Source organism: Bradyrhizobium sp. ARR65 (assembly GCF_000472385.1).
Lineage (GTDB): Bacteria > Pseudomonadota > Alphaproteobacteria > Rhizobiales > Xanthobacteraceae > Bradyrhizobium.
Genome location: NZ_AWZU01000092.1, coordinates 1 through 12,945 on the forward strand (window position 1 = coordinate 1; position 12,945 = coordinate 12,945).

Consider the following 12,945-nt stretch of genomic DNA (forward strand, 5'->3'; position numbering starts at 1 on the left):
CGACCAGCGTCCTTCGCCAACAAAATGCAGCAGCGATTGATGCTGAGCCGCCACCCGCCCAGGCGCCGTCACGGCTGCAATCGGCTCGACGCTCTTGCGCTCACAAGGCAGCATCAGCCCCGCGCAATAGTCCCGAAGCGGCTGCGCTCGATCCTTGTGCCCAATCACGCTCACCAGGCCATCGACATAAGCGGCAAATCGCGATTCGCTGCTCTTCAACCCCCCGCGAGCCATCCTCAGTCCCTTCCGCTGATCGCAACCTCCCCCAAGTACCGGATTCATTGCGGGCCAACACTGTGACTTTCTGACTCAGTAGAACTAATGCGGCTTGTATTGTCCCGGCCACAGCACTTCGCCGACGCGCAGCACGTCTTCCGAGGCTCTCACATCCAGCCCGTGGGCGACGTCGAGACGCTGCACGTCGCCGTCCTCAGTGAATTTCAGCATCTCGGCTGCAGCGTTGGCGTAGAGCGCCATTGCCTCGGCGTACCGCTCATGCGTCCTTGACAGCGAAGGCGGCGGGCCCATAGCGCGGACCTCAATTTCAGCATCATGAAAGAATTTCGCCAGCGGCTCGATGCTTCGCGCGAGCACGCGCGCATCATGATTCTCGGTTTGATAGGCGATGCCGGCAAAGCTCATCGCGACCGCCGAGCGAGTCGCCTCCCGGTGGACGACCCACAAGGCCGTCGCGAACCGTTCTTCGTCCGCTGTCAATGCCGGCGGTTGGGGTTTGTCGGCTCGCGCGCCTGTTTGCGCCGCCGGTTGCACCACCGACTGCGGCCGCATCTCATGCAGCCACGCAGCACCTGCGGTTGCCGCGAGCGCCAGAACGACGCCGGTCAGCAACAACGACCGCGCACCGAGCATGCCGATCGTCTGAATGGCGCATCCTCCGTTTTGTAATTGCCAGACTTTATTCCTCGGTTCCCGGCGGTCAACTGGTACGGCGGCGAAGCAGACCTGCGCGCGCTCATGGCTTGCCGCTGACACCAAGCCGTCCGCCGGGTCAACGGGGCTCCCAGGCCGGCGCGTCGCTGAACAGGCCGCCGTCGGCAAAGCCGAAGCCGTAGATCAGGATCACCCCGAAGACGAAGCTGACCAGACCCGATAACACGCGGAGCCGCCAATTGAATTTCGGAAGATTGACCGCTGTGAACGCGAAAGGCGCCGTCAGGACCAGCGTGATCAGCATCATTCCGACGACCGTGCCGAGCCCGAACAGCAGCAGATAGCCGAGCGCGGCCATCGGTTCGCGGATGATGGACAGGACTATCAGGGCGACGGCGGCAGATCCTGCCAGGCCGTGCATGAGGCCGACGGCGAAGGGTCGCAGCCACTCATACAAAGCGAGCCGACCGAGCCCGCTGCGGTCGAGCCGTGCCAGCGGAGTGTCCTCCTCGGCGTGCCCGTGCGCGCCGGGGCCGTGACCGTGCGGGTGCCGGTGCACGTAGTCGCCATGCGTATGCAGGTGCTCGTGATGGTCGAGCGCATGTCCGCCGGGGACGCCCTCATGCACGTGGGCCGCGACGGCCGCGCGGCCCATGCCTGTCAGGGTGAGAACGCCGAGCAGGACCAGCATGATGCCGACGGCGAAGTCCATCGACAGGCCGAGCCGTGGCGGAATGACGACCCCGAACACGATGATCGCCGCTCCGACCGCCATGACCGTGATGGTGTGCCCCACGCCCCAGGCCGCGCCGATCAGCACCGAGCCCACCATGCTGCGCTCGCGACTGACGATCGTCGCAATGGCAACCACGTGGTCGGCGTCGGTCGCGTGTCGCATCCCGAGCAAGAAGCCGAGAAAGAGGAATGATACGATGCTCGGGGTGATTCCGGTCATTGCGTACACGTTATGATGGCTATTCTCGGCCACATTATGCAGGGTTTCGACCGGACGCCAATTCCCAAATGCGCGGCGTCCGGTTGGCGGGGGCTGCTTTGCTCGCGATCTGGCTCGGCGCCAATATGGAGCTGATCATGCCGCAGCCTGACTCGATGTTTCGGCTGGCCGGAGCAATGACGCCTGGACGCTACCGATTCCGGCGACGTTCATTGTCAGGCCGCGACGGGGTGATGCCGCGCAGGCGGATTGACGACATGCTGACGATGCTGCGTCCCGCTCTGACGGCGGGCTTGATCAGGCAATCTTCAAGTTGCCGGAGAGCGGACCGACGGGCGCCTCAATGCGCGGGGCCTGGCCGCCACGCAGCACGCTGTTGCCTTCAAACAGCGTGCGCTGGTCGATGGGTGCCGGATTGAGCCAATCCTGCTCCTTCATGACGCCAGAGAGACCATAGGCGGCCAGCGCATTCTCGTACGTAACCTTGCGGATCGTGGCGGCCGGAATGCCGCGTTGTGCCATCAACGCGGCGGTCTTCGGCACGGCAAGCGAGTCGGAGACGCCCCAGTCGCAGGCAGAATCGACAATGATGCGCTCGGGTCCGAATTGTCGGACCAGCTCGGTCATGCGCTCGTTTCCCATCTTTGTCTGCGGATAGATCGAGAATGCCGCAAAATAGCCGCGATCCAGCACCTCGCGGACGGTCTCCTCATTATTATGGTCGATCACGCAACGGCCCGGGTCGAACCGGTGCTCGCTGAGCACGTCCATGGTCCGCAAGGTTCCGCGTTTCTTGTCGCGATGCGGCGTATGGATCATAATGGGAAGATCGACCTCCTTGGCGAGCTCGATCTGCTGGCGCAGATATTTGTCTTCCAGGGCGGTCTGCTCGTCATAGCCGAGCTCGCCGATGGCGACGACGCTTTCCTTCGCGGCGAAGTGCGGCAACACCTCCATGACGGCTTCCGCCAGCGCCTCGTTGTTGGCCTCCTTCGGGTTGAGCGCAACGCAGCAATAGTGACGGATGCCGAACTGACCGGCGCGGAATTTTTCGAAGCCGATGATGCTGGAGAGATAGTCCACATAGCTGCCGAGATTGGTCCGCGGCTGGCCGATCCAGAACGCCGGCTCGATCACCGCCACCACGCCGGCGCGCGCCATGGCCTCGTAGTCCGCGGTGGTGCGCGCGATCATATGCGCATGCGGATCGATGAACATGGTGCCGGCTGCAGCTGGCATCACGTATCCCTGTGTGTCGGCCTCAAGCCGCATCGTGCCGTTCTGGCCTAGCAGCGACAGAAGCGCACCGCAGCATGGGCAAAGGAGTTCAGAGCGCTCGCGCGCCTCACTCGATCCTGTGGCTCCTTCGGAGGCGGTAAATTGTTGGGACATGCCGCTCCTCCCTTTTCATTGCTTCTTATTGTTATTGCTTCTTATTGCTTCTTATTGCTTCTTGTTTGCTTCTGCAGCGTGACGACCAGGCATCGTTTCGGTCACGCCTTCATTGGCTGCCTTATAACAACCTAGCATGAGCCGGGACGTTTGAACACGCAAGATGAGGGCCCGTCGTCAGTCAAAGCCTGTCTGCCACGCTGCCGGATTTGGCCGATCCGGCATAGGTCGATCGACGGCCGTACCAGGCGTATAGCCGGGATCGGCGGCGTGCTGGCGCCTTTGTGCGTCGGCGTCAGTCGAACACGTGCGCCAGGATGATCGTCTTGACCGCCGCCGCTGCGATCGGCCCCTCCGGCACGAGGCTCGGCTCGCTCGAGATCAGCAGCGGACCGCGTGCCGGGTCGTCCACCATGCGCCCATGGGACCCGCGCACAAGGGTAGCATCGAGCGGGATCACGTCCATGACGGTGCGCATCCCGAGCGCCCGCTTGGCAAGGCGCCAACCGAGCGCCAGCCCTGGAAACCGGATGGCAGGGTCAAGAAAGAGCTCGACCGGATCGTATCCGGGCTTGCGATGGATCTCGACCAGGCGGGCGAAATCAGGAGCGTGCCGATCGTCGCCCCAGTAGTAATATGTGAACCACGCATCGGGGCGCGCCAGCGCGACGAGCTCGCCCGAGCGCGCGTGATCGAGCCCGAGCGCGTGCTGCTCGCGCCGGTCGAACACGCCCTCAACGCCTGGCAGCGCCGCAACAATGCGACGGACGTCCTCGATCAGTGTCGGTTCCGAAATATAGAGATGGGCGATCTGATGATCGGCCAACGCAAATGCCCGCGACTGCGGGATATCGAGCACCTCGCCACCATCCTCGGTGCGCACCGCCAGGAGCCCCGTCTGGCGCAAGGCTCTGTTGACGTGGATCGGCAGGCTGACGGCCGTGATCCCGTACTCGGACAGCACGATCACCCGCGCCCCCTCCCGCTCGGCATCGGCAATGAGCATGCCGGCGACAGCATCGATCTCCTTGAGGCTTCTTGCGATCAGCGGATTGTCGGGCCCAAGGCGCTGCAGGTCGTAATCGAGGTGCGGCAGATAGATAAGCGTCAGGGTCGGGTTTCGGGTGCGCCTGACATGTAGGGCCGCATCGGCGATCCAGCGCGATGACACAATGGAGGTGCCTGGCCCCCAGAACTGGAACAGGGGGAAGACGCCAAGCTCGCGCGTCAGCTCCTCACGGAGCGCTTGGGGCTGCGCATAGCAGTCAGGCATCTTGCGCCCGTCCGACTTGTAGATCGGCCGAGGCGTGACGCCAATTTCATGACTGGCACCCATGTTATACCACCAGAACAGATTGGCGGTGGTGAAACCGGGATCGCGCCGCTTACCTGCCTCCCAGACTTTCTCACCGGCAACAAGCCGGTTCGACTGTCGCCACAGCCAAACTTCGAGCAGATCGCGAAAAAGCCAGCCATTGGCCACGATGCCATGATCGCGCGGCAGGCTGCCGGTCATGAAGGTTGCCTGCACCGTGCAAGTGACCGCCGGTGTCACCGTGGCAAGGGGGCGCATAGCACCGGCCCGCGCAAGGGCCGACAGATGCGGCGTATTGGGGCCGAGATGGCCTGGCGTCAGGCCGACCACAAGTATGACAACCGTCTTCCGCATTGGCACGCCGTGTTCGGGTCTCTTGATGTCGAGGGGAATTGACAGGCCGCGCGTGGCGATAAAGACTACACTCTTCGATGCGTCCGTAAAGAAAGCTGCAACTGCTCGCGCGCATCGATGGGAGGAGCGCATCGATGCTCGACCCGGAACTCGACGTCCCGCGAACAGAAACGTTCGCGCAGACGTTCTCGATCAGATACGACTATCCAGTCCATTTCACGCGCGATCTTTTTGATCTGCGCAATCCGTGTCTTCGTCAGGTGCTGATGCCTGGCCCGTCGGCCCGGCCTCAGCGTCTCGCCGTGTTCATCGACGAAGGTGTGACACTTGCATGGCCGCAGCTTGCCGGGCGTATCGCCGACTATGGCGCCGCACACGCCGTCGCAATGGAGCTCGTGGGAGACATTGTCGTCATTCCGGGCGGCGAGGCGGTCAAGAACCAGCACGATTGCGTGGAAGCCGTTCTCAAGGAGCTCTCGACGCGGCATATCGATCGGCAGTCCTATGCGCTCGCCGTTGGTGGCGGCGCCGTGCTCGATGCGGTGGGATTTGCCGCCGCGATATTTCATCGCGGCGTGCGCCACATCCGCTGCCCGACCACGGTGCTCGCGCAAAGCGATTCTGGCGTCGGTGTGAAGAACGCGATCAATGCGTTCGGTCTCAAGAATCTGCTCGGAACCTTTGCGCCGCCCTTCGCGGTCATCAACGACCAGGCCTTCCTTGACGTGCTGCCGGCACGCGACAAGCGGGCCGGCATGGCCGAAGCCGTCAAGGTCGCCTTGATCCGCGATGGCGCCTTCTTTGACTGGATCGAGCGTGATGCCGCGGTGCTCGCGGCTTTCGAGCCGAACGCGCTCAAGACGCTGGTGCGGCATTGCGCGAGGCTTCATATGCGCCAGATCGCGTGCGGCGGCGATCCTTTCGAGAGCGGCTCCGCGCGCCCCCTGGACTTCGGTCACTGGTCTGCTCACAAGCTCGAGACGCTGACGCGCCACGCCCTGCGCCATGGCGAGGCGGTGGCGATCGGCATTGCGCTTGACTCGCGCTATTCCGTGCTCGCCGGCCTGTTGCCGGAGGGTGAGGACCTGCGCATTGTCCGACTGCTACAGGCGCTCGGATTCACGCTCTGGGATGATGCACTCGACCTCAGGGACGCGAGCGGCCACCGGCGCGTCATCGCGGGGATCGCCGATTTCCAGGAGCATCTGGGCGGCGAGCTGACCGTCACGCTCCTTGCTGCGATCGGACATGGTGTCGAGGTCCATGCCATGGACGAGGAACTAATCGAGCGAGCCATCGAATGGCTCAAGGGACGCGGCCGCTAACTGGAGACGGCATGCATGCACCTCGTTCATTCAGCTCGTGACGTGCATCTGACCTACTGCACAAATATCCATGCGGGTGAGAGCTGGGACGAGGTGCGCCAGAGCCTCGAGGCTCACGTTCCCCACATCAAGGCAAAGGTCTCGCCGCAGAATGCATTCGGTCTTGGCCTTCGGCTCTCCGGGATCGCCGCCGAGACCTTGAGCGTACCGGCGGTGCTCGAGGAGTTTCGCGCGTTCCTCGACCGCGAAAATCTCTACGTCTTCACCATCAACGCGTTCCCCTACGGCCCATTCCATGGGCGCCGCGTGAAGGAGGACGTTTATCAACCTGATTGGTTTACGCCGGAGCGGCTGCGCTACACCGATCGCGTCGCCGAGATCCTCGCGATGCTTCTGCCCGAGGGCATGGTCGGCTCGGTGTCGACCGTCCCGGGGACGTTCAAGACGGTAGCGGCGGCGCGGCCGGACGCTGCGAGGGCGATGGCCGACGCGCTCGCTCGCCACGTTGCCACGCTTGTCTCGCTGCAGCGCCGAACCGGCCGCGAGATCGTGCTCGCCCTCGAGCCTGAGCCATGCTGCTTTCTTGAGACCGTCGAGGAAACGCTCGCGTTCTTTCGCGATCATCTCCATACCAATGCCAGCGCCGCAATCGTTGCGGATCAGACAGGCACCTCCCCCGCCGCCGCACACGACGCGCTGCGGCGTCATCTCGGCGTCTGCTATGATGTCTGCCATGGAGCGGTGGAATTCGAGGAGCCGGCGCGCGCCTTTGCGCAGCTCGAGGGAGCCGGCATCCGGATCGGAAAGCTGCAGCTGAGCTCGGCGCTGCGCGTGCCTGAGATCGATGCCAACACCGAAAAAACGCTCACGGCGTTCAATGACGGCGTCTACCTGCATCAGGTCGTACAACGGCGGCGGAACGGCTCTCTGGTCCGCTATGTCGACCTGGAGCCCGCGCTTGCAGCGCTGCGCGCCGGAAAAGCCGGCGGCGAGTGGCGCATCCATTGTCATGTGCCCGTGTTCCTGGAGATCGCCGGGGGCTTTCATTCGACGCAACCGACGCTGAAGGCGGCGCTTGCTGCCGCCAAGTCGGCCTTTGTCGCGCCCCACCTCGAAGTCGAAACCTACACGTGGGATGTGCTGCCGCCTGAGCTGCGCCAGTCGAGCCGGGCGGATGCGATCGCGCGCGAGATGCTCTGGGTGCTGGAGGAGCTGTCCTGATGGCGATGACGGCACAGCGTCCCGTCTCGCTGACGGCTCTGCTGACGCTTGGCCGGGTGTCAAACCTGCCGACGGTGTGGACCAACGTTCTCACCGGGGCAGTGCTCGCTGGTGGTGCGTGGCACGACGGCCGAACCGGCATCGTGTTGGTGGCGATGTCGCTGTTCTATGTCGGGGGCATGTATCTCAACGATTACTTCGATCGCGGCATCGACGCGCACGAGCGCCCGGGACGGCCGATTCCGGCTGGAGACGTGACGGCGGACCTTGTCGCGGCCATCGGGTTCGGCCTGCTCGCCGCGGGCGTCGCACTGCTGGCCATGATCGGCTTGGCGGCCACGATCTGCGGCGTCGGGCTCGCCGCGCTCATCATCGCCTACGATCTGTTCCACAAAGGCAATCCTGTCGCACCGGTGATGATGGGGGCCTGTCGTATGCTGGTGTATCTCTGCGCCGCCGCTGCGACGACGGGCACGATCCCCGAATTTGTTGTGATCGCTTCGCTTGCCCTTCTCGCCTACATCGCCGGCCTGACCTACGCGGCCAGGCAGGAGAGTCTCGACCGCGTGGGCAATCTGTGGCCGCTCGCTGTGCTTTCGGCACCAATGATCATCGCATTGCCGGCAATCGCCCAGGGGCCACTGTCAGCCGCGATCTATATCGCCCTGATCGGCTGGACAAGCGCTGCGGTCTACCTCCTGGCGCGACGGTCCGCGCCTGGAGCGGTCTCGCGTGCCGTCGCCGCACTTATTGCCGGCGTCTCGCTGGTTGATGCCGCACTGATCGCGAGCGCCGGTGCGACCGCGCCGGCCCTGCTGGCGGTTGCCGGCTTTGCGGCCACCGTCCTGCTGCAACGATATATCGCGGGGACCTGACGCCAGAGCGATGGAGGCCGCAATGGATTCGCGTGACCCGACCCGTGCCGAACCTGCATCGATCATGGCGCTTCTGCTGCGCTGGTTTTCCCGTCAGCTCGCGCCCGAAGCAATGGCCTGGCTCGCGGCCGAGCTCGAGCGTCAGCGCATGGCTGTCGACGAGCGCCGGCTCGCGCTTGCCCTCGGTATTGCGGGACGCAAGGTCGGCCGCACCGATCTGACACTCGACCCCGACGATGAATTGGCAGCGCAGCGGCTGCGCGCCGGCTGGCAGCCGCGCCTGTGGGGTACCGACGAGGCGGCGCGCGTCGCGCTCCTCATTGCCACCTATCGCGGCGATGATCAGCCCTTTGCGGCGCGCATCGACCGGCTGTGCACGACCGCCGAGGTCACGGAGCACGTGGCCTATCTGAAGGGTTTCGCGGTCTTTCCGGCCGGCCGGCAGCTCCATGACCGGGCACGCGAAGGCGTGCGCTCGTCGATCGGACCGGTGTTCGAGGCAATTGCCTGCCATAACCCGTATCCGTTCGATTATTTTGATGGAGCCGCCTGGAATCAGATGGTGGTGAAATGCGTGTTCACCGGAGCGCCGATCAACAGCATCGTCGGCCTCGAGCAGCGTCGCAACCCCGAGCTGCTGCAGATGCTCCGTGATTTGGTGTCCGAACGGCATGCGGCCGGCCGCAGCGTGCCGGATGCGGTTCACGCGTATATCGGCAGTGGGTGATACGGATGTGTCGGCACTTGACTGCAATCATAGCCTGGCTCGTCCTCTCGACGACGCCGCTCGTTGCGGGAAACGCCCAGCACGGCGAGGTCCTCTACCAGCGTTATTGCTCAGGGTGTCACGGCACCGACGGTCGCGGCGGTGGCAAAGGCTTCATGCCTCACGTCGGAGCCCTGACGCGGAAAGGCTACATCGATCTGATCGATGATGCCTCCCTCGCCATGGTGATCGCGGAGGGCGGCGAGGCGATGGGCAAGAGCGGATTCATGCCTTCCTGGAAGGCGACCCTGTCGAAGGACGACATCGCGGATGTCATCGCGTACATCCGAAGCCTGCCCTTGTCCGATGGGCCGCAATGAAGAACCGATCCGAACAGAAACAAAACAATCAGGAAAACAAACACGCTTAGAAGGATGAGGGAATCGAAACCAAGTCAGCCAAGGGAGAAGTGTCATGAAGTTGTTCCTCAGTATGACGGTGGCCGCAGCGGCGCTCATGTGCCTGATGCAGGCGAGCGCACAGGAGCAGCGGGGCGGCCCATGGGCGAAACGTGAGCCATTCAAGCCTGACCCCACCAAAATTGTCGTGCCGCCCGGCTATAAGGTCGGCGTGTTTGCTGCCGGGCTCGATACTCCGTCGTCTGCCACAATCGACAAGGACGGCAACCTGTGGGTGGCGATTTCCGGCCTTCTCCTGGGCAGCCCCGAGGCCGACAAGATCGACCCGGCGCATGTCAAGATCTTCGACAAGAACGGAAAGCTCCTGCGCGAGGTCGGCAAGGGCACGTTCAAGACGGTCATGAACGAGATCGGCTACTGCGCGGAGAACGGTAAGACCTACATTCCCGAATACGGTGAGAAGATTTGGGAAATGGACGGCGTCAACGGCGAGCTCAAGCTGATCATCAAGGACCTGCCGATCGGCGATCACCGTAACGGCGGCATCACCTGCAAGGATGGCTACATCTATTTTGCTTTGGGCTTCCCGAGCAACAGCGGCTTCGCCGATCCCGACAATCACGGCTGGACGGACATCCCGAACGATCCGTTCTGGGTCAAGCACCAGGACGGCCATGGCACTACGCCGCATGATCCGGTGTGCCGCGACATCGTGCACACCGGCCTCACCGTCAAATCCTCGGATGGCCGCATGACCGGGGCGCTGCTGCCGGTTGGCGTGCCGGCAAAGCCCGGCATGGTGATCAAGGCGCAAGTGCCCTGCGGCGGCTCCATCATGCGCGTCAAGATGACCGACGCGGGCGCCGACGGCATCTATCCGCATGAGAAAATGGAAGTGTATGCCATGGGCTTCCGCAACCAGTCCGGTGTCGCCTTCGGGCCGCGCGGCACCAAATGGGAAAACGCTCTCGCCGTCTCCGACAACGGCGCCAACGACCTCGGCCATCGTCGCATCGCCAATGGGGCTGAAAAGCTCTATATCGTGACCGAGAAAGGACAGGACGCCGGCTTCCCCGACAAAGAGGGGATGGGCTTCGTCAGCAACAAGCGCTTCGGGTTCGAGGCCTACCGCGGCAACGCCGCCGATCGGCCATACTCGCAGCTCTATATCGGCGACAAGCCGTTCGTGCCGAAAATGCCGCCATATCGCTTCCAGTTCCACGTCGACGGCGTTCGCGGCGTTCCACTGATCGCCGTAAACCCGAACCCGAATGGCTACATCAACCCGGTGCTCGAATGGGATACCAACAATCCGATTGACGGGATTTCCTGGAGCGCTCGCGGCTTCGGCGCCGACAACACTCTGTTCGGTGCCGTCTACGGCATCCTCGACACCGGGCCGGAGAGCCTCATTCCAACCTGGCCGGTGGTGCTGCGGATCGACTTCCTCGAGCCGACTGGGGTAAAGTGGACCCAGTTCGCCCACAATATCGATCCCGGACCCAACGCCTATCAGAAACCGGAGAATCGCGGCGGTCTCGAGCGGCCGAACAAGGTCGTCTTCGCCAATGATGGACGCACCATGTATGTGGTGGATTACGGCGAAGTGTTCACCGACTTCTACAAGACACCGCCGTTCTACACCGTGCCAAAATCCGGCGTGATCTGGACGATATCATACGAGGGGCCGGGAGCGACGCATTGAACTGTGCGACGCATTGAACTGTGCGACGCATTGAACTGTGGTTCGGGCACACGCCCCTCCCCGCGCCCGGCGCGTGCGGGGGAGGGAGTTCCTGCCCCCCCTGCGTGACATGCTGACGGACCCTGAAAACGTCTGTTTATTGGGCTAGACTCGAAGTAGTCGGCGCACGGCTAAATCGAGGCCGTGACCGCGCAAAACTCTGAGAGCTTTCCCGCTGACAACGTAACGATGAACAACCAGCTTGATACTAGTGGGAGAGAGTTCGGCACTCGTGGGGAACGAGTTCGGCACCCTTCTCTCCGCGAGCTCGTCAGGCAGGCGGTATGCGCCTGTCAACCGAGTGTGATTGCTATCGATCAAGACGGTTCCAGACTGCTTTTGTTGATGGCCGCGCCGCTAACGGCCAAGATCGACATGATCGCAAAGACAATTGCCCCGAGCGTGTCTGGGCTGTCATCATTATCAGTAGCTGGATCGAAGCGACATTTCAGCGTCGAATCGCTTTGGATTCGACCTCACCCATAGTGAGGCTGAGATGGCAATTGCGGTCGGTTGAAGGTAGCGGCTTGGACCATGGGCGTGCACCGAACGCTCACCCATTTTCCGCGTGATTGATCGTCCTCGGGCAATCATGCGCGCGTTCACTGGACGGCAGCTTTGGGTCCAATAAAGGACCTTCCGCCTTCCCAATCGCTGGAAACACGACATTGATCGAGTAGTTCGCGACCAGCGCCGTGTGCCGATAGATCAATCAGCCGTGAGGCCGATTGCTCCGCCGAGACTACTGCGTCATCACATCGGCGGCTTCACACCCTCCGCGCCGATCACGACCGCGGCGGCTTCCGAACCGTCCTTTTTCATAACGATGAAGACCTTGCGCCCAACTGCGAGCTGGTCGGCCGGCGCCCTGTCAAAGGCGACAACCGTCGCGCTCGTTGGGACGGTGATCGTCTGTTCTCCGCCTTTGTAGTTAAGGATGAGCACACGGTCCGTTCCTACCTCCTCGACCTTAGAAATATTGGCGTTGGTCATCATGTTTGGCTTGGCTTCAAGATCCCATGGATAGTGCCCCTCGGCCAGACCGCGTAAAGATTCATCAAACACGTGAACCTCGCGTGCGACGCGCTTGCCGTCCTCCTCGAAAGACGTGACGCCGACGAACTTGCCAGTCTGGATGGCGCTCATGTCGGCCTTCGTCACCAGGAAAAGGCCAGCGTCGTTGGCGAGTTTGATCGATACAGTTTCGCCTTTGACGGTTTGAACGTCGATCGTTCCGTCCTTCGCGGTAGTCAGCGTGCCACGGATATGCGTCTGCGCCAAAGCTGGCGCGGAAAACAGCAGACCAACGAGTGCGGCTGCAATTGGTACCCAAAGAGCTCGAGACATAAGCATCTGATTTCACTCCCTTTGGTGCTCGACAAGGTATGCCCACTCCAACGATTGGAATCCTAGCAATTGTGGCGACCTAATCTGGTCACTTTGAAGACCTCGCAGCTAGATCGAAAAGAGCTTTGGAGGCCGCTGATGTCCGAGAAGGGTCGTGCGTCACGAGCATCGCCATGAGTACCGGCGATGCGGAACTGTACGAGAGATGAAGGAGGGCCCTTCGGGTTCGGCAATCAGGTGCTGATCTCAAGCCACCGCAAGCTGCTGCGGTCAAAAGCCGTGGTGGTGAGCGTTGCGGAAACGCCGGGACGAGATTCCGGCAGGCACGGTCGAGAGAGGCGAGCGCAAGCGAACCGCTGCAGAAGTGTCGAAAGCGGATTAGGCGATGTCAGAACCGGGGG

Annotated in this window: 12 protein-coding genes; 6 read left to right on the forward strand and 6 right to left on the reverse strand. The window is 62.7% G+C overall.

Features of this window, described 5'->3' with window-relative positions; genetic code table 11:
- From F758_RS0141555 to F758_RS0141575, 5 genes are all read right to left on the reverse strand, one after another.
- Positions 1-234, reverse strand: a 234-nt coding sequence (locus F758_RS0141555; RefSeq protein WP_024513315.1) for a transposase, incomplete at its 3' end; no start/stop codon positions are given.
- A gap of 84 nt (positions 235-318) precedes the next feature.
- Entirely contained in the window at positions 319-1,059 is a 741-nt protein-coding gene (locus F758_RS0141560) for a hypothetical protein (protein WP_157450499.1), read from the reverse strand.
- The gene (locus tag F758_RS0141565) at positions 1,010-1,846 is read right to left on the reverse strand and encodes a hypothetical protein (RefSeq protein WP_035725086.1); all 837 of its coding nucleotides are present in this window, start codon (positions 1,844-1,846) and stop codon (positions 1,010-1,012) included. The genes F758_RS0141560 and F758_RS0141565 overlap by 50 nt, the downstream gene beginning before the upstream one ends.
- A 297-nt stretch (positions 1,847-2,143) precedes the next feature.
- The gene (locus F758_RS0141570) at positions 2,144-3,238 is read right to left on the reverse strand and encodes a TatD family hydrolase (RefSeq protein WP_245286765.1); all 1,095 of its coding nucleotides are present in this window, start codon (positions 3,236-3,238) and stop codon (positions 2,144-2,146) included.
- Between the two features lie 295 nt (positions 3,239-3,533).
- Positions 3,534-4,907, reverse strand: coding sequence for an alkaline phosphatase family protein (locus tag F758_RS0141575; protein ID WP_024513319.1), 1,374 nt, complete (start codon positions 4,905-4,907; stop codon positions 3,534-3,536).
- Between the two features lie 134 nt (positions 4,908-5,041).
- On the opposite strand from F758_RS0141575, the gene F758_RS0141580 reads away from it, so the two are divergent.
- From F758_RS0141580 to F758_RS0141605, 6 genes are all read left to right on the forward strand, one after another.
- Entirely contained in the window at positions 5,042-6,232 is a 1,191-nt protein-coding gene (locus F758_RS0141580) for a 3-dehydroquinate synthase (RefSeq protein ID WP_024513320.1), read from the forward strand.
- Positions 6,233-6,247: 15 nt separating this feature from the next.
- Positions 6,248-7,453, forward strand: a complete 1,206-nt coding sequence (gene eboE, locus F758_RS0141585; RefSeq protein ID WP_024513321.1) for a metabolite traffic protein EboE — start codon at positions 6,248-6,250, stop codon at positions 7,451-7,453.
- Positions 7,453-8,328 carry a UbiA family prenyltransferase gene (locus tag F758_RS0141590; RefSeq protein WP_024513322.1) on the forward strand — a complete coding sequence of 292 codons (876 nt, stop codon included), beginning with the start codon at positions 7,453-7,455 and terminating at the stop codon, positions 8,326-8,328. The genes eboE and F758_RS0141590 overlap by 1 nt, the downstream gene beginning before the upstream one ends.
- Positions 8,329-8,392: 64 nt before the next feature.
- Positions 8,393-9,055 carry an EboA domain-containing protein gene (locus F758_RS46005; protein WP_157450501.1) on the forward strand — a complete coding sequence of 221 codons (663 nt, stop codon included), beginning with the start codon at positions 8,393-8,395 and terminating at the stop codon, positions 9,053-9,055.
- 17 nt (positions 9,056-9,072) lie between these two features.
- The gene (locus tag F758_RS0141600) at positions 9,073-9,414 is read left to right on the forward strand and encodes a c-type cytochrome (RefSeq protein ID WP_024513324.1); all 342 of its coding nucleotides are present in this window, start codon (positions 9,073-9,075) and stop codon (positions 9,412-9,414) included.
- A 94-nt stretch (positions 9,415-9,508) separates the two neighbouring features.
- Positions 9,509-11,158 (forward strand): PQQ-dependent sugar dehydrogenase family protein, encoded by a 1,650-nt coding sequence (locus F758_RS0141605; protein WP_024513325.1) that lies wholly within the window; start codon positions 9,509-9,511, stop codon positions 11,156-11,158.
- Positions 11,159-11,950: 792 nt separating this feature from the next.
- Here the strand turns inward: F758_RS0141605 and F758_RS0141610 are convergent.
- Complete coding sequence (locus F758_RS0141610; protein WP_157450503.1) at positions 11,951-12,550, reverse strand: hypothetical protein; 600 nt, start codon at positions 12,548-12,550, stop codon at positions 11,951-11,953.
- Positions 12,551-12,945 lie beyond the last annotated feature (395 nt).

Bases quoted from the DNA above. Each gene is read 5' to 3' on its own strand.
- F758_RS0141565 (WP_035725086.1), bottom strand. From the start codon at position 1,846: ATGACCGGAATCACCCCGAGCATCGTATCATTCCTCTTTCTCGGCTTC.
- F758_RS0141570 (WP_245286765.1), bottom strand. From the start codon at position 3,238: ATGTCCCAACAATTTACCGCCTCCGAAGGAGCCACAGGATCGAGTGAG.
- F758_RS0141575 (WP_024513319.1), bottom strand. From the start codon at position 4,907: ATGCGGAAGACGGTTGTCATACTTGTGGTCGGCCTGACGCCAGGCCAT.
- F758_RS0141580 (WP_024513320.1), top strand. From the start codon at position 5,042: ATGCTCGACCCGGAACTCGACGTCCCGCGAACAGAAACGTTCGCGCAG.
- eboE (WP_024513321.1), top strand. From the start codon at position 6,248: ATGCACCTCGTTCATTCAGCTCGTGACGTGCATCTGACCTACTGCACA.
- F758_RS0141590 (WP_024513322.1), top strand. From the start codon at position 7,453: ATGGCGATGACGGCACAGCGTCCCGTCTCGCTGACGGCTCTGCTGACG.
- F758_RS46005 (WP_157450501.1), top strand. From the start codon at position 8,393: ATGGCGCTTCTGCTGCGCTGGTTTTCCCGTCAGCTCGCGCCCGAAGCA.
- F758_RS0141605 (WP_024513325.1), top strand. From the start codon at position 9,509: ATGAAGTTGTTCCTCAGTATGACGGTGGCCGCAGCGGCGCTCATGTGC.
- F758_RS0141610 (WP_157450503.1), bottom strand. From the start codon at position 12,550: ATGCTTATGTCTCGAGCTCTTTGGGTACCAATTGCAGCCGCACTCGTT.